Raw genomic sequence first — 15,949 nt, 5'->3', positions numbered from 1 at the left:
ATGTCTCAACCGGCCGTCAGGTTATCGTCGTGCTGTTGCCATATCCCTTTATTTGCACAGCCTTCGCTCCCGCTCCGCTGACAGTCTGGTTCATCATCGTGGCGTCAAGAACGCTCGGGGGAAAAATCTCCCGCAATTGCTGTTCAAGGGCCGGCTGCGCCTTCAATACGTCTTCGAGGTCGGTCTGAAAGGCAGCAATACGCTTCGGATTATCGGGTTCCGTCGCCAGCATATCGAGTGACTCCTTGGCGCGACCGGTAAGATTTTTCTGGAGATGTGCCATCAATTTGCCGGCGATTTCAACGCTGGCTTCTCCGATTTTACTGGCGGCGCCTTTTCCTGCCTCAACGAGGTAGGGGCCTACGACAGTAAGCACCGCAGCCGACAAGAGTTCGATACTCATGCTTTAATTTCCTGAGTTGAAAGAAATCAACGTGAAGCTAGTGGTACGTTGAAACTACCTGATCATACCATCAGAGATGGAAAATTGCTAGCTAAGACAAGATCAAGATCAGACAGAGTTCTGAGCTCTTCGATATCCATCTGCCGAAAGCCGATGACAGCTACGGCCACCACCCGCGTCCCTGCGATATCCGCCGTGTCATCTGGATCATAGGTACTACAGCCGTCCGTGACGTTACGCATCGATATGGATGGCTGTGGCGAGATTTTTGGCCTTATTCGAGGAAAACCGGCGCTCTGAATGAAAAGGCGGCTGGTTGTGAGCGGCATTATAATGCCGATACAGGCTCTATCCTGCAAGATGCCTGCAGTCGATTGATGCGGTATTATAAGGCCGTTTTTGGCCAGTTGCTTGCTATTCGGAGTGCGGGTTTTCGTCGAATAGGGCCAAAACCACTCCGAATCTCGCCAGCAGTCCTTTCAGAGACGGCCGGCCATGAACAAAGTTGTGCTCCGATTTTTCACACTCCGGGTCCCATGGCTTGAGGCCTGACTGCGCTTCGCCGCATAAAATTTGCTCGCCCGGCTAGCCTTTTCCGCATCGAAACCGATTACATGTCGCGGTTGACACATACCGACGGTATTGAAACAAAACTGACGGAAATTTCGCCTCATTCCCTCCGTATCGCTGCTCTCTTCAACAGTCGCATATCCGGGGATATCTCATGCAAGACCAACACTCACAGGAACCGTTGCACAAGGACGAGGGCAGCCTCGAAGACCTGATCGCCTCGGTCGCCAGCCCTTCACGCCGCAAGGCCGTGCTCTTCATGGGCGGAGCGGCCCTGTCGGCATCGGCGCTGGCGGCCTGCGGCGGCGGATCGTCCGGCACCAGTGTGTCGGTGTCGTCATCGTCAACCTCTTCGTCGAGCTCGAGTTCGTCGTCTTCGAGCTCAAGCAGTTCGTCCTCCTCATCTTCCTCTTCTTCGTCGTCTTCGTCAGCCGGTACCTGCAACACCACGGCCTTGCCCGAAGAGACGGCGGGGCCCTATCCCGGCGACGGCTCGAACTCGGCGTCCGGTTCGGTCGTCAATGTGCTCAACCTGTCGGGCGTCGTGCGCAGCGATATCCGCACCAGCATCGGCAGCTATTCCGGCACGGCTGCCGGTGTCCAACTGACCCTGACCATCACCCTGGTCAACATCAATCTCGGCTGCACGCCCTTGTCCGGCTACGCCATCTATCTGTGGCACTGCAATCGCGACGGTAATTACTCGCTCTATTCGATCACCACCGAAAACTATCTGCGCGGCGTCCAGGTGACCGATGCCAACGGCCAGGTGACCTTTACCACCATCGTTCCGGCCTGTTACTCCGGCCGCATGCCGCACATCCATATCGAGGTCTATCCCAGCCTCAGCGTGGCGACCAGCTACACCAACAAGATCAAGACGACGCAATTTGCCATCGACCGCGATTTCTGCACGACCTTTTATGCCTCGGCGACCGGCTATAGCTCGAGCGTCACCAATCTCTCCGCCATCACCTTCGCCACCGACAATGTTTTCAGCGACGACACGTCGGCGCAATTGGCGGCCTCGACGATTTTGCCGACGGGCAGCATGTCGGCGGGTTATACCGGTAGCATACAGCTTGGCATGGCGCTGTAATGCCAGCAGTCTATGAGATTTCTCATAGACCGCTGGGTAGCGGGCGAACGCCCGCCCGAGCCGTTGCGAGGAGCCATGCGGCGATTGAGCTGAAAAAAGCGTTTATCCCACCGGTCATTCTTTGACCGGTGGGATAAACTTCCCATATTGGGGGCATGACCTCCCGAATCGCCCAACTGACCTATGCCATCGGTGATATCCATGGCTATGACGACCTGTTCGAACGCATGATCGACCGCGTTCGCATCGATGCCGAACTGTTGGGCGAACGGCCCCGCCTGGTGCTGCTGGGCGACTATATCGATCGCGGCCCGTCGTCACCCGAGGTGATCCGGCGGGTCGCGCGATTGCTTCATGCGCCGTGGTGCGACGTCGTGGCCCTCAAAGGCAATCACGAGGCGGCCCTGCTGCGCTTTCTCGATGACCCCGAGTTCGGCGAGACCTGGCGCAACTGGGGCGGCGGCACGACCCTGGCGGACTATGATGTGACCGCGCCGTTCCTGACGCAAGGCTTTGAGGTCTGGCAGGACGTCGCCAATGCGCTCAAAAGGGCAATAGATCCGGATCATCTCGCCCTGCTGGCCGGCCTGCCGACCTCGTTCCAGGCCGACGACTACCTCTTCGTTCACGCCGGCGTCGATCCCGACCTGCCTTTGGACGAGCAGGACGGCGACACCTTCATGTCGATCCGCGGCCGTTTTTTGCGCGCTGAAAAAGCCTGCGATTACGTCGTCGTCCATGGTCACACGCCGGAAAAGACGCCGACGAATGATCGCTGGCGCATCGGCATCGACACGGGAATCTATTTCAGCGGCGTCCTGACAGCCGTCCGGTTACGTGGCGAAGAGCGCAGCTTTATTCAGGTCAAAGCCTCTTAAAGCACCGGTTTGGCCGGTTTCTTCGGCACGGGCTGACAGACCACCAGTTTCACCGGAATATTGCGCAACTCGCACTCCGATCTGCTCAGATATTGATGATAGGTTAGCGGCGCATAGAAGAGATAGGTGCCGGCGATCAGCAAACTTAAGCCGCACAGGATCGAGAAGCGGTGCTTGTCGATGAACTTGACGCGCCGTGCGATGATCTTGAACGACAAGGCGACCAGCATAAAGCTCAAACTGAGGCCGATGAAATAGTGGTAGATGTACATGACGCGCTGGGTTCCGAGATAGACGTGGAACCACCAGAAGATCATGTACATGGCCAGCACGGCTTCCAGCCGGTCGTGATCGAGAGAATCGGCGTCTTCCGGCTTGAACACCCGGCGCCGCGCCACCAGGACGCAGGCGGCAAGGATGCCGGCAATGGCCAGGCCCCAGTTGAACGGATTGCCGACCATCTGGGTATAGGCGGTACGCTTGCCGTCGAAATCCCAGCGATAATTGATGGCGCGCGACATCAGCGGCCATAGAACGGGCTGCGAACCGTTGGGCTCGCTTTTGATCTCGCCGACGAAATCATGCTTCATATACTTGTAGTAGCCGGTCGTTGCGTCCCAAACGACGGACGGCGACAACGGCCGCTTGTGGTTGAGATAGTCCTTATAGACCTGACCCATATAGAACAGGTCCTTGCGGCCGGCCTCGGTCTTCGGATCGGGAGAGTTGGGATTGAGGACGACGTGCAGGGTGAAGACCAGGGCCACCATGGCGGTGAAACTGACCGCGATCGCCGATCCGCGGGCCAGCACCTTGACCACCGTACTCTCCGATCGATCCAGCCACAGCATGCGGATCAGGCTTAAGCCCCCCAGAGCCAGCATCACCAGGGAATTGACCTTGACCATGAAGCTGAGACCGCACAGCACACCGAACAAGGCATAGGTCAGGATCGGGCGTTTCGGTTCCCGGGCAAAGGTATAGAGCCAGACGAGAATCGAACCCAGGGTGAAGGTAAATTGATACGGATCGAGATGCGCTGCGCGAAAATGGACCAGGTAGGCATTTTCGAACACGTATAGCAGCGAGAAGACGAAGGCCTCGAAACTCTCGCCGCTGATGCGCAGCATGATCAGATAGAAGAGCAGGGCGCTGATGACCGAGAAGATAGCGGCGGGCAGGCGGATGCCGGTAAAGTCGTAGCCCTTGGGGACCACGCGGGAATCGAGCTTCTTGATGTCGCCGAGAAAATGGGTGTCGATGTTTTTATTGGCGCCGGTCGCCTTGATGCCGAGGTCCATGAACATGAAACCGAGCGGCGGGTGTGAGGCGTATTGCGCTTTGCCCTCGACATAGCGCTCGGCCGAGGTCAGGTAATAGGACTCGTCCCAAAAGGCGTGGTTGGGATTGTTGAGATCGCGAGCAAAATTGAAAATCGCCAGCACGACGATCAGGGCGCCCAGGACCCAACGCAGGGTCTTGTCGTCGGCGTTCCACAACATGTTCAGGAAATCGGTGATCTTTTGTCGGGGCGTAGTGAGGGCGGTGGGCGCTTTTGGCAACGGAGGGCTCGCACGTGTCATGACTTCAGGGTCTTATGCCCTAATAATTTCGCCCTGCCTATAGGCTTGAACGCGCTTGATGCTCCCGTCGTTACACCCTAGTTTGCGACATTCAACGGAGGCATGACCTGTGCAATTCGAAACCTTTTCCATTTCCGGCCCGGCACTGATTACCCCAAAGCGTCTGGGTGACGCCCGCGGTTGGTTCATGGAGGCTTTCAAGGACGGCTGGTTCCGCGAACATATCGCTGATGTCACCTTCGTCCAGGATAATCAGTCCCTGTCGGCCGAGGTCGGTACGATCCGCGGCCTGCATTACCAGTCGGCGCCGTTCGGCCAGGGCAAGTTGGTGCGTTGCCTGAAGGGCACCATCTTCGATGTCGCCGTCGATATTCGCCCTGGCTCTCCGACCTTCGGTCAATGGGTCGGCGCCGAACTGTCGGCCGAGAACGTCCAGCAATTATGGGTGCCGGATGGCTTCGCCCATGGTTTCTGCACCCTGACGCCTGATTGCGAGGTCTATTACAAGACGACCAATCCCTATTCGCGTGACCACGATTTCGGCGTCGCATTCGACGATCCGGACATCGCTATCGACTGGCCGATCGACCTGGCCAAGGCGGTGTTGTCGGACAAGGACCGTCGTCAACCGTCATTGGCGGAGCTGAAAGTCTCGCCAAAATAAAGGCCGGGTGACGGGAATCCGATTGAATGCCTACCAGACGATATGGCTAAACATATTGGCGTCGGTCGCCGTCGTATTCTGGAGCGTCACCGTATTGCCGCCGCCGAGATCGATGATCGTATCGCTGCCCGACTGGGTAATTACCGCCGTCGCTTGGGCGTTATAGGCGTGCAGGTTGATCAGGTCGCCCTGGCTGGCCGAAAAATCCTTGACGATATCGGCGCCCGAAGCCAGCCCGAAGGTGAAGGTGTCCGCCCCCAGCCCGCCGGTCAGGGTGTCGTTGCCGGTGCCGCCGGTAATGACGTTGGCGCCGGTGTTGCCGATGATGATATTGTCCATCGTATTGCCGGTGCCGCTGACATCGGCCGTGCCGGTCAGGGTGAGGTTCTCGATAAACGACCCAAGCGTAAAGGTCACCGCCGAACTGACCTTGTCGGTGCCGCCCGTATCGACGCCGCTCGACGTTTCGATGGCGCGGTCAGCGATATTGTCGACGACATAGATGTCATTGCCGGCGCCGCCGTACATGGTGTCGACGCCCTCCTTGCCGTTCAGCGAATTGTTGCCGCTGTTGCCGCGCAGGGTGTTGTCGAGCGAATTGCCGTTGCCGTTGACATTATCGGTGCCGGTCAGGGTCAGGTTTTCGATGAAACTGCCGAGACAGAAGCCCACCGATGAATTGACCTTGTCGGTGCCGCCAGTATCGACGCCGTTATTCGATTCGTAGACCTTGTCGGTGCTGACATCGACATAATAGGTGTCGTCGCCGGCGCCGCCCTTCATGGTGTCGGCGCCCGCGCCGCCGTTCAGCACATTATTGCCGTCATTGCCGACCAGGGTGTTGTCCGACGCATTACCCGTGCCGTTGATGTTGTCGGTGCCGGTCAGATACAGGGTCTCGACATAGGTCGAGGCGGTGAAGCTGACTGTGGAATAGACGCGGTCACTACCGCCGGAATCCACGCCGCCGCTTGTCTCGACAACCTTGTCGCCGGTGTCATCGACATAATAGGTGTCGTCGCCGGCGCCACCGGTCATGCTGTCAGCGCCAGCCAGGCCCTTAAGCGTGTTATTGCCGGCATTGCCGACGATCGTATTATCGAGGTCGTTACCCGAGGCGTCGATATTGTCGGTCCCGGTCAACACCAGGGTTTCGACAAAACTGCCGAGCGCGAAGGTGACCGAGGCATAGACCTTGTCGGTGCCGCCGGTATCGGTCGTACCGCTGGTTTCATAGACGCGGTCGCCGATATCGTCGACATAATAGATGTCGTTGCCGGCCTTGCCGTACATCTTGTCGGCGCCGGTGCCGCCGTCCAGGCTGTTATTGCCGGAATTGCCGGTCAGCGTATTGGCCAGGTCGTTGCCGGTGCCGCTGATGGCGGATGTCCCGGTCAGGGTCAGGCTCTCGATATAGGCGGCCAGGGTGAGGGTCACCGACGTATTGACCGTGTCGGTGCCGCCGGCGTCGACGCCGCTCAGGGTTTCGATCGCGAGATCGCCGATGTTGTCGATGACATAGGTGTCGTTGCCACCTGCGCCGTACATGGTGTCGGCGCCCGTCTTGCCGTCCAGCGTATTGTCGGCGCTGTTGCCGGTCAGCACATTGACGGAGCTATTGCCGATTCCGTTGACAGCGTCGGTCCCCGTCAGGACCAAGTTCTCGACATTGCTGCCCAATGTGCGCGTAACCGCGCTCATGACCGTGTCCGAGCCCTCGTTGCTGTTTTCCGTCACGACATCGCCGGCATTGTCGACGCCATAGATATCGTCGCCGGCACCGCCGGTCATGGTGTCGGCGCCGACGCCACCATCGAGATGATTGTTGCCGCTATTGCCCGTCAGACTGTTGTCCAGCCCGTTGCCGGTGCCGTCAGTATTGTCAGTGCCGCTCAGGACGAGATTTTCAACATTGTCGCCTAAGGTGAAGCTGATCGCGGCTTCGACCGTATCGCTGCCGGCGTCGCTCGCCTCGGTCACCGTATCGGATGCGCTGTCGACAACATAGGTGTCGTTGCCGGCGCCACCCGCCATTGTATCGCCGCCGGCGCCGCCATCAAGGCGGTTATTGCCACTATTGCCGGTGATGGTGTTGTCAAGGGCGTTACCCGTGCCATCAATAGAGTCGGTGCCCATCAAGGTCAGGCGCTCGACATTGCTGCCGAGGCTATAGCCGATCGACGACTCGACCGTATCCGTGCCTGAGGTGGCCGCTTCTGTGACGGTGTCCCACACGCTGTCGACGACATAGGTATCGTTGCCCGCGCCGCCAGCCATCACATCGTTGCCGGTGCCGCCGTCGATGCGGTTGTCACCGTCATTGCCGGTGATGGTATTGTCCCACCCGTTGCCGGTACCGGTGAGATTGGCGCTGCCGGCCAGGATCAGATTATCGACGTAATCGGCCAGGGTATAGTTTATCGAGGCACGCACCGTATCATTGCCGCCCCAGTCGTATTCAGTAATGATATCGCCGAGGTTATCGACATAATAGGTATCGTCGCCGTAATTGCCGATCATGGTGTCCGCGCCGGCGCCGCCATCCAGCACATTGTCGGCATCATTACCGGTTAGAGTATTGGCTGCGCCGTTACCCGTCCCATTGATCGAATACCAGCTCTTCAGGACCAGGTTTTCGACGTTGTCGGCCAGGGTGAAGCTGATCGTGGTGTTGACGGTATCCGTGCCGCCAGCGACCGCTTCGACGATGACATCGCTCAGGCTGTCGACTGTGTAGGTATCGTTGCCCAGGCCGCCGGCCATGTTTGTGTCGGAGCCGCGACCGTCGAGCGAATCGGCGCCATCAGTACCGGTGAGATAGACCGTGGTGTCGGCCAGGAACGTGCGCTGATAGATCTCCTGGGCGCCCGTCGTCGCGTTGTAGCCGTGCCAGGTGATGACATAGCCGCCGTCGCTGGTGGCGGCGATCGAAGGCGCATCCTGATCGCCCGTCGTTGCGGTATTGACCCGCGTTTCGGCACCCACGACGTGGCCGTTGGCGTCGAATCGCTGGGCGTAGATGCCCCAGCCGTCGCCGTCCTGGTCGTCGCTCTGCCATGTCACGACATAACCGCCGTCAGACAGGCTAACGACTGCTGGCGCGGTTTGGGCGCCGGCGGGCGTCGTATTGATCAGCGTCTCGTGCCCCATGGCGACGCCCGAGGAGGTATAACGCTGGGCATAAATGCCGAAGCCGTCACTGTCATTGCCGGCCCAGGTGATAATATAGCCGCCGTCGCCAAGCCCGGCGACCGCGGGCGTCACCTGATCGGTGCCAGCAAGATCGACCACGGTTTCGAGACCCACCACACCGGCGGCGTCATACAGCTGGCTGTGGATCAGCGTGCCGTCACCTTCGTCCGACTGCCAGGTGATGACGAAGCCGCTGTGGCCGACAGCCGCAACGCTGACCTGGCCTTGCGCGCCCGCAAGGGACGTGTTGGCGATGGTCTCGCTGCCGGCCTTGGCGCCATCGGCGTCGAAGCGCTGAAAGGCGACATCGTCATCCGTGCCGGCGATGACATAGGCGACGACATAGCCGCCATTGCCCAGCGCCGTGACGGCCGGAGCCGAGCGGACGCCTTCAATCGCGGCGCTGACCAGGGTTTCGCCGCCGACCGCCTGGCCGAGCCCATTATAGGTTTGGGCGAAAATTCCCTGACCATAGTCGTTCTGCCCCGAACTGACCCAGGTCACGACATAGCCGCCGTTCAGTAACCCGGTAACTACAGAGCCGGTCTGGTCCGCAACGCGATACGTGTTGACCGTCGTCTCGGATCCCATGGCATGACCCGCCCGATCGTAGAGCTGGGCATGGACATCGATCCCGGTGGCGGTGGCATCGCTGCTGGTCCAGGTTACGACATAGCCGCTGCCGTTCAGGCCCGCGACGGAAGCGTGGTCCTGGGACCCGTCCATATGGGTATTGACGACCGCCTCGGTGCCGGTCACCAGGGTGGTAACGGGGGCGTCGGCGGTAAAGGCCTTCTGATAGATTTCTTGTTCACCGGTAACCGCGTCGTAGCCGTGCCATGAGATGACATAACCACCGTCGGCCAGGGCTGTGATCGCCGGCGCGGTCTGATCGCCGCTGGTGGCGGTATTGACCACGGTTTCCGCGCCGACCAGGCCGCCATTGAGGTCGAAACGCTGGGCATGGATATCGTAACCGCCGCTGCCATCAGCGCCCTGCCAGGCGACGACATAGCCGCCGTCGGCCAGACCGGTCACCACACTTTGGGTTTGCGCGCCGGTTGTGCTCGTATTGACGACGGTCTCGGTACCGACCTTGGCGCCGGTGGCACTGAAACGCTGGGCTGAAATATTCCAATCGTCGCCATCGGTTCCGATAGCGGTCGACCAGGTCACAACATAGCCCCCGTCGGCGAGGCCAGCCGCCGTGGCGTCGACCTGATCGCCCGCCACCACGGTATTGACGAGGATTTCCTCGCTGATCGGCGTACCGGCCGAGGTGTAGAACTGGCAATAGATGCCGGTGCCGTCACCATCGTGATCGGTCGATTGCCAGGTCACGACGAAACCGTCGCCAGCGGTCGCGATGTGGGCGTTCGACTGATCGCCGGCAGTAAAGCTGTTGACGGCGAGAGGATCGCCGACGCTGGCGCCGCTGGCGTCGAAAATCCGCAGATAGATGTCGATGCCGTCATCGGTTCCTTGATAGGCGACGACGTAACCGCCGCCAGGCAAGGCCGCGACCGACGGGACATGCGTATCTGCGTTGGCTACCTGGACCTGGTCGCCAACCTTCGTGCCGGCCGCGTCGAACACCTGGGCGAAAACGCCGCCGTCGTCACCGGCGCCGGTCCAGGTGACGACATAGCCACCGCCGGTCAGGCCGATAACGGTAGCCGGTGTCTGGTCCGTCGCCGTGGCGCCATTGACGTCGAATTCCGCGCCGGCAGCTGTGCTGGACGCATCGTACAATTGCGCATGAATATCGCTGCCGCTGGTCCACGTCACGACATAGCCGCCGCCGGCCAGCCCGGTGACAGCGGCACCGTCCTGATTGCCGTCTGTATCGCTATTAACGACCGTCTCGACCTGTGCAGTCACCGGCGTAAGCGCCGGCCCGACCGAATAGATTGTCTGAACAAGATTATGCGTGAAGGCGCCGCCCGTCGTGGCCTGGCTCCAGGTGACGACGAACTTGCCGTCATCGAGCGCCGCAACCTGGGGGCCCGTATCTCCGCCGTTGCGGGCGGTGCTGGGCACGGCGTTGAACTTGATTTCGCCGCCAGCTGCGCGGCCGTCGGCGCCATAGACCTGGCCATAGGCATTGTAGGACGACGGGTCCATCATCATGTCCTCGCCGCGGATTTCCGTCTGCCAGGCGATGACATAGCCGCCATCGCTGAGCACGGTGACCGAGGGTGCCATCTGGTCGGAATAGGTCGTCGTATTGACGCGGATTTCGCCAGTAATGGCGTGACCGTCGGCGTCATAACGGCGCGAATAGATGCCATAGCCACTGCCGTCTTGGTCCGAACTGGTCCACACGACAAGGTAACCGCCGTCATCCATGGCGGTGATCTTAGGCATGTATTGCGCGCGATACGAGGAGGGCAGGTTGATCAATGTGTCGGTGCCGACCTTGGCGCCCATGGCGTCGTAACGTTGCGCATAGATGTCGTAACTGCCCGGCCCGCCGTTATAGTCGGCATAGGCAACGACATAGCCTCCATCCTTCAGGCAGGCGATGACCGGCGAATCCTGGTTGCCGCCGGTGCGACCCACAAGGTGCGTCTCCGCGCCGACCGGATTGCCATGGGCATCATAGCGCTGCCCGTAACTGCCGTAGCTGTTGCCGTCCTGGCCCTGGCTCTGCCAGGCGACGAAATAGCCGCCATCCGACATGGCCGTGATCGACGGATTTTCGGTGTAGTTATTGCCCCAGGTATTGACGCCGGTTTCGGTACCCTGCGGCACGCCATCGGCATCGTAACGCTGCATCCAGATGCCGCTGGCGCCGACGACACGACCCCAGGCGATAACGAAGCCGCCGTCGCTTAAGCCTGTCACGACCGGCGAAGTTTGGTAAGAATAGTCGACCGTATTGACGTGGAACTTGCTGCCCTGGGCCTCGCCGCTTTCGTCGTAACGCTGGGCGTAGATTTCCAGGAGGTTGTTGGTGTCGTAGACCTGCCAGGTTACGACATAGCCGCCGCCCGCCAGATGGGCGACGCTTTGCGCCGACGACGTCGCCGAGGAAAGTGTCACAACGAGCGAAGGATCGCCGGCGACGACAGTTCTTGTCGTTACGGTCATGATAAGCACCTGTCTACGCGCCTGGAAGCGATTTTCGCTTCCAATGGCTGAATATTACCTGCGACAATTATGCATGATAGAGTTTAAATAAGAGAGAATACGTAGCTAATGCATTTTAATATTTTAATTGCCACAAGTAACTATTAAATTGCGTCAATTTATATTAAATTTCATTTACTTTTACAGTTTAAATCTGATTAACCTTAAACGCCGGCTCATGCATTGAGCACCCTGTTCCTCGCCCGACTTCTGCGCTATGACATGCGCCGGGGACGGGGCCGCGCATCGCGCCGGCCGGGTGCAACAGGTAGAACCGCAATGCCGCAGCAGAGCCATGGCCTGGAATTTCGCCATGTGGTCAAGACGTTTGACGATCTGCGCCTGTTCGAAGACCTGTCCCTGACCATTGCCGGCGGCGAATTCTTCGTCATCCTTGGCCCCTCCGGCTGCGGCAAGACGACCCTGCTGCGCCTGATCGCTGGCCTGGAAAACGTCGACGGCGGCGAAATCTTTCTCAATGCAAAGCCGATCCACAATGTCCCGGCCGGCGACCGCGGCGTCGCCATGGTCTTTCAGGATTACGCCCTCTATCCGCACATGTCGGTCGCCGACAATCTCGCCTTCGGCCTGCGCAATATGGGGGTGGCGCCCGCCGATATCGCCGAGCGTATCAAGACGACCGCCGCGACCCTGGCCATCACCGACCTGCTCGACAAACGCCCCGGCAAGCTGTCGGGCGGCCAGCAGCAGCGCGTGGCGCTGGGCCGCGCCCTGGTCAAGAAACCCGACCTCCTCTTGATGGACGAACCGCTGTCCAGCCTCGATCCGGCCCTGCGCCTGCGTACCCGGCGCGAACTGGCGCAGTTGTCGCGCACCCTGTCGGCAACCGTGGTCATGGTGACCCACGACCAGGTCGAGGCCATGACCCTGGCCGACCGCATCATGGTCATGCACGACCACGTCGTCCAGCAGATCGGCAGGCCGCTCGACATCTTCATGCGGCCTGCCAACCTGTTTGTTGCCCAGTTTGTCGGCGCCACTCCGATGAACCTGCTGCCCGGCGCCGTGCGCAAGGGCAGGGATGGGCATGCCGATTTTACCCTGGCGGCCGGTCCTGTGGTGCACACCGCGATCGGCATGAGTACTCTGCCTGAGGCCGCGGACTGGCGGCTCGGCATCCGCGCCGAGCATGTCACGGTGGCGCGGGCGAAAAAGACCGGACTTACCGCCACAGTCGATTTCGTCGAACGCCTCGGCGAGCATTCCTGGGTCCATGTCCGCCTGGGCGATGGCAGCGAACTGATCGCCGCCGAAGCCGGAGTCAGCCTGCACCAGCCCGGCGACACGGTGACCGTCACGATCGACGGCGCCCACGCCCATCTGTTCGATGCCGCTGGCCTGGCCTATCATGCGGAGCCGGCCTGATGCGGTTGCGCGCTTTAGACGGTCCGTGGCGGAATATCCTCTTCGCCCTGCCTTTCCTCAGCGTCTATGTCTGGCTGCTGGTCTATCCGCTGCTGTCCGGTATCCGCCTTAGCCTGTTCCGCGCCAACCTGTTCGGCGGCCAGCATTTCATCGGCCTTGAGAACTATATCCGCCTGTTCCGCGACAAGACCTTCCTCCAGGCCCTCGGCAACAGCTGCTTGTTCGTGGTCCTGTGCGTGCCCGTCCTGATCGTCCTGGCGCTCGGTCTTTCCCTGGCGCTCAACCGCTCGACCCGCTTCGCCACCTTTATGCGCAGCGTCGTGTTCGCCTCGTCTGTCCTGTCGGTGACGGTCATGACCATCATCTGGCGCCAGATCCTGACACCCGACGGCGGCCTTATCAGCCATTTTGCCCGCTTCGTCCACCTGACGCCCGCGGCCTTCCTCAGCGACCCGCACTCTGTCCTGCCCAGCCTCGCCGTCATCACGGTATGGTGGAGCCTCGGCCTGCCGATGATCCTTTTCCTGTCCGCCCTGCAACAGGTGCCGCGCTCGGTCTATGAGGCCGCCGCCCTCGATCGCGCCGGCCCATGGGCGGTCTTCCACCGCATCACCCTGCCGGCCATCAACCCGGCGCTTGTCCTCGTCACCGCCTATGAATGCGCCCTGCAATTCCAGCTTTTCGGCCAACCTCAGCTCCTGACCCAGGGCGGGCCCAACGGCGCCTCGCGGCCGCTGGTCCTCTATATCTACGAGACCGGGTTCAACCATTGGGACGTCGGCTATGCCGCCGCGGCCTCGCAGATGCTGTTCGCTCTCATCCTCGTCGTTTCCCTGGTGCCGCAACTGGCACGGCGTCTCTTAGGCCAGGGGAGGCGGACATGACCTCACGCCGCCTGTGGGACTCGGCGCGCATCGCCTTCTGCGCCGTCATGCTGATCGTCATCCTGCTGCCCCTGGCCTGGACGGTCTTTCTCTCCCTGCGCAGCAATATCGACCTGATGCGCCAGGCGCCGCTCAGTCCCTTCGGCCCCTATACCCTGGCCAATTACGCCGAGCTCTTCCACACCCATGCCGTCTTCGGCTGGTTCCTCAACTCGATGGTGGTGGCCGTAGCATCGGTCGCCGGCGTTATCACCCTGTCGTCCCTGGCCGGCTATGCCTTCGGCCGGCTGCAATTCCCTTTGCGCAACTGGCTCTACGCCTTCGTCCTGATGGGCCTGGCCATTCCCGACCAGTCGGTCATCCTGTCGCGCCACCATATCTTCAGCGCCCTGCACTGGCACAACAGCTATATCGCCCTGATCCTGCCCGGCCTGTCGGCGCCGCTCGGCGTCTTCCTGATGACCGAGACCTTCCGCGCCATCCCGAAGGGCATGGAAGATGCCGCTCGCCTCGACAAGGCCTCGACCTTCGGCATTTTCTGGAACATCCTGTTGCCGCAAACCCTGCCGGCCCAGGCCAGCCTCGGCATCTACACCTTCCTGCTGGCGTGGAACGACTATTGGTGGCCGCTGATCTCCGCCACCAAGCCCGCCATGTACACCCTGACCGAAGGCATGGCCGCAGCCCAGACCAACTATATCGAAGTCACCGGCATGGGCTTCCTGATGGCCGAAGCGGTCCTCGCCGGACTGCCCGTGCTGATCGTCTATATCCTGTTCCAGAAGCATATCGTCCGCGCCATCACCGGGATGGTCAAGCTATGAAGGCCTGGCAGCTTCTCTTTGTCGTCCTCGCACTCACCGCCTGCGAACGGCCGGATCCGCGACCGGCCATCACCGTCCAGCGCATCTTCGGCGATTGCCGCGCCCACGTGCCGAAGTTCGGCCGGCCGACGCAGAATCCCAACGGCGAATGCGAGATCATTACCGGACTGCTCGATGAGTTCGAGAAGGAAAATCCCGACCTCCGCATCAATGTCAACACGGTCGCCTGGCCGGGTTACGACCAGCTCTCGGCCCAGATCGCCGCCGACGATGCGCCCGACCTCGTCACCATGCATATGGCGGTCATTCCGGATTATCGCGAACATCATCTGCTGATGCCGATGTCGGCCGCCCTGGCCGCCCAGGGCATTACCAGCGACCAGTTCACCCCGGTGGCCCGCCGCGAAATCACCACCGGCAACGAGATTTACGGCCTGCCGTTCGACACCTGGACGCAGCTCTTCCACATCAATGTGAACCTGTTCGCCAAGGCCGGCCTGGTGCGCGACGGTCAGCCCGTCCTGCCGCGCAACGCCGCCGAGTTGCTGACTCAGGCGCACCAGTTCCGGGCCGCCACCGGCAAACCCTATTTCGTTCAGTCCATGGTCAACGAAAGGGCCGCCTATGCTCGCAACCTCTATACCTACCTGCTGGCCGAACACGAGGTCATCTTCCCCGACCCGTCGCATATCCGACTCAACACGCCGCGCGCCATTGAGATCGTCAACCTGTTTAAGCAGATCTATGACGAGGGCCTGACGACGAAGGACCAGGACTACGCCGCCGCCAACGCCGCCTTCATCAATGGCGAAGGCGGGGTCTATATCGTCGGCACCTGGATGATCGGCGCCTTCGACGACGAAGCCGCCGAGCCCGGCCGGCCGCTTTATCATGGCTATACGGTCAAACCCTATCCGGTCCTGTTCGGCGACGCGCCGTCGGCTTTTGTCGACGGCCATGCCTGGGTCATGCCGGTCAAGAAACGCACCCCGGCGCAAACCGCGGCCGTCATGCGCCTGCTCAAATTCCTCACCGCCCACGAAGGTGCGTGGACGCGCTCGGGCCACCTGTCGTCGATGGAAGCGGTCATCAATAGTCCTGCCTATCAAAGCCAGCCCCACCGCCGCGACCTGATGGCGATCACCGACTACGGCCAGGGCCTGCCCAGCAATGTCCAGCGTCAGTTCGCTATCCAGGACATCGTCAGCGAGGAACTGGCCTCGGCCATCACCGGCGCCAAGCCGGTCGAGCAGGCGCTCACCGACGCCGAGACCCGCGTCGACGACATGCTGACCAACCTGTCATAAGTCACATTATGATTTGACCCGCGCCCA

At 60.8% G+C, this 15,949-nt stretch carries 10 protein-coding genes; 7 read left to right on the top strand and 3 right to left on the bottom strand.

The genetic code is table 11. The features are described from left to right. Window positions 1–16: 16 nt before the first annotated feature. Window positions 17–403: a hypothetical protein gene (locus AC1DX3_RS23490; protein ID WP_476991790.1), complete on the bottom strand. Its 387-nt coding sequence runs from the start codon at window positions 401–403 to the stop codon at window positions 17–19. A 724-nt stretch (window positions 404–1,127) separates the two neighbouring features. Here AC1DX3_RS23490 and AC1DX3_RS23485 point away from each other — a divergent pair. Both AC1DX3_RS23485 and AC1DX3_RS23480 read left to right on the top strand, forming a co-directional pair. Beyond that, the gene (locus AC1DX3_RS23485) at window positions 1,128–2,072 is read left to right on the top strand and encodes a dioxygenase family protein (RefSeq protein WP_476991789.1); all 945 of its coding nucleotides are present in this window, start codon (window positions 1,128–1,130) and stop codon (window positions 2,070–2,072) included. Window positions 2,073–2,227: 155 nt separating this feature from the next. Next, complete coding sequence (locus AC1DX3_RS23480; protein ID WP_476991788.1) at window positions 2,228–2,950, top strand: metallophosphoesterase family protein; 723 nt, start codon at window positions 2,228–2,230, stop codon at window positions 2,948–2,950. Here AC1DX3_RS23480 and AC1DX3_RS23475 read toward each other — a convergent pair. Continuing rightward, a complete protein-coding gene (locus AC1DX3_RS23475) occupies window positions 2,947–4,533 on the bottom strand; it encodes a phospholipid carrier-dependent glycosyltransferase (protein WP_476991787.1) in 1,587 nt (528 codons plus the stop codon). The two genes, AC1DX3_RS23480 and AC1DX3_RS23475, sit on opposite strands and share 4 nt — an antisense overlap. 109 nt (window positions 4,534–4,642) lie before the next feature. Here AC1DX3_RS23475 and rfbC point away from each other — a divergent pair, with 109 nt between their 5' ends. Continuing rightward, window positions 4,643–5,197, top strand: coding sequence for a dTDP-4-dehydrorhamnose 3,5-epimerase (gene rfbC, locus AC1DX3_RS23470; protein WP_476991786.1), 555 nt, complete (start codon window positions 4,643–4,645; stop codon window positions 5,195–5,197). Between the two features lie 30 nt (window positions 5,198–5,227). Here the strand turns inward: rfbC and AC1DX3_RS23465 are convergent, their stop codons facing one another. Continuing rightward, complete coding sequence (locus AC1DX3_RS23465) at window positions 5,228–11,482, bottom strand: beta strand repeat-containing protein (RefSeq protein WP_476991785.1); 6,255 nt, start codon at window positions 11,480–11,482, stop codon at window positions 5,228–5,230. A gap of 318 nt (window positions 11,483–11,800) precedes the next feature. Between AC1DX3_RS23465 and AC1DX3_RS23460 the strand changes: the two genes are divergently transcribed. Genes AC1DX3_RS23460 through AC1DX3_RS23445 form a run of 4 tightly spaced genes read left to right on the top strand, consistent with a single transcriptional unit; the run spans window position 11,801 to window position 15,922 of the window. After that, window positions 11,801–12,907 (top strand): ABC transporter ATP-binding protein, encoded by a 1,107-nt coding sequence (locus tag AC1DX3_RS23460; RefSeq protein ID WP_476991784.1) that lies wholly within the window; start codon window positions 11,801–11,803, stop codon window positions 12,905–12,907. Further along, entirely contained in the window at window positions 12,907–13,791 is an 885-nt protein-coding gene (locus AC1DX3_RS23455) for a carbohydrate ABC transporter permease (protein WP_476991783.1), read from the top strand. Before AC1DX3_RS23460 ends, AC1DX3_RS23455 begins: the two co-directional genes overlap by 1 nt. After that, a complete protein-coding gene (locus AC1DX3_RS23450) occupies window positions 13,788–14,615 on the top strand; it encodes a carbohydrate ABC transporter permease (protein WP_476991782.1) in 828 nt (275 codons plus the stop codon). The genes AC1DX3_RS23455 and AC1DX3_RS23450 overlap by 4 nt, the downstream gene beginning before the upstream one ends. Then, window positions 14,612–15,922 carry an extracellular solute-binding protein gene (locus AC1DX3_RS23445; protein ID WP_476991781.1) on the top strand — a complete coding sequence of 437 codons (1,311 nt, stop codon included), beginning with the start codon at window positions 14,612–14,614 and terminating at the stop codon, window positions 15,920–15,922. The genes AC1DX3_RS23450 and AC1DX3_RS23445 overlap by 4 nt, the downstream gene beginning before the upstream one ends. Window positions 15,923–15,949 lie beyond the last annotated feature (27 nt).

The organism is Asticcacaulis sp. P2_B1, from assembly GCF_056404915.1.
Note: the sequence above shows the minus strand (reverse complement) of the source record. Positions and strands in the feature narration are given on the sequence as shown.

What these genes read in the sequence shown, in the direction of transcription:
- AC1DX3_RS23485 (WP_476991789.1), top strand. Translation starts at nt 1,128, where the DNA reads ATGCAAGACCAACACTCACAGGAACCGTTGCACAAGGACGAGGGCAGC.
- AC1DX3_RS23455 (WP_476991783.1), top strand. Translation starts at nt 12,907, where the DNA reads ATGCGGTTGCGCGCTTTAGACGGTCCGTGGCGGAATATCCTCTTCGCC.
- AC1DX3_RS23475 (WP_476991787.1), bottom strand. Translation starts at nt 4,533, where the DNA reads ATGACACGTGCGAGCCCTCCGTTGCCAAAAGCGCCCACCGCCCTCACT.
- AC1DX3_RS23450 (WP_476991782.1), top strand. Translation starts at nt 13,788, where the DNA reads ATGACCTCACGCCGCCTGTGGGACTCGGCGCGCATCGCCTTCTGCGCC.
- AC1DX3_RS23445 (WP_476991781.1), top strand. Translation starts at nt 14,612, where the DNA reads ATGAAGGCCTGGCAGCTTCTCTTTGTCGTCCTCGCACTCACCGCCTGC.
- AC1DX3_RS23460 (WP_476991784.1), top strand. Translation starts at nt 11,801, where the DNA reads ATGCCGCAGCAGAGCCATGGCCTGGAATTTCGCCATGTGGTCAAGACG.
- AC1DX3_RS23465 (WP_476991785.1), bottom strand. Translation starts at nt 11,482, where the DNA reads ATGACCGTAACGACAAGAACTGTCGTCGCCGGCGATCCTTCGCTCGTT.
- AC1DX3_RS23480 (WP_476991788.1), top strand. Translation starts at nt 2,228, where the DNA reads ATGACCTCCCGAATCGCCCAACTGACCTATGCCATCGGTGATATCCAT.
- AC1DX3_RS23490 (WP_476991790.1), bottom strand. Translation starts at nt 403, where the DNA reads ATGAGTATCGAACTCTTGTCGGCTGCGGTGCTTACTGTCGTAGGCCCC.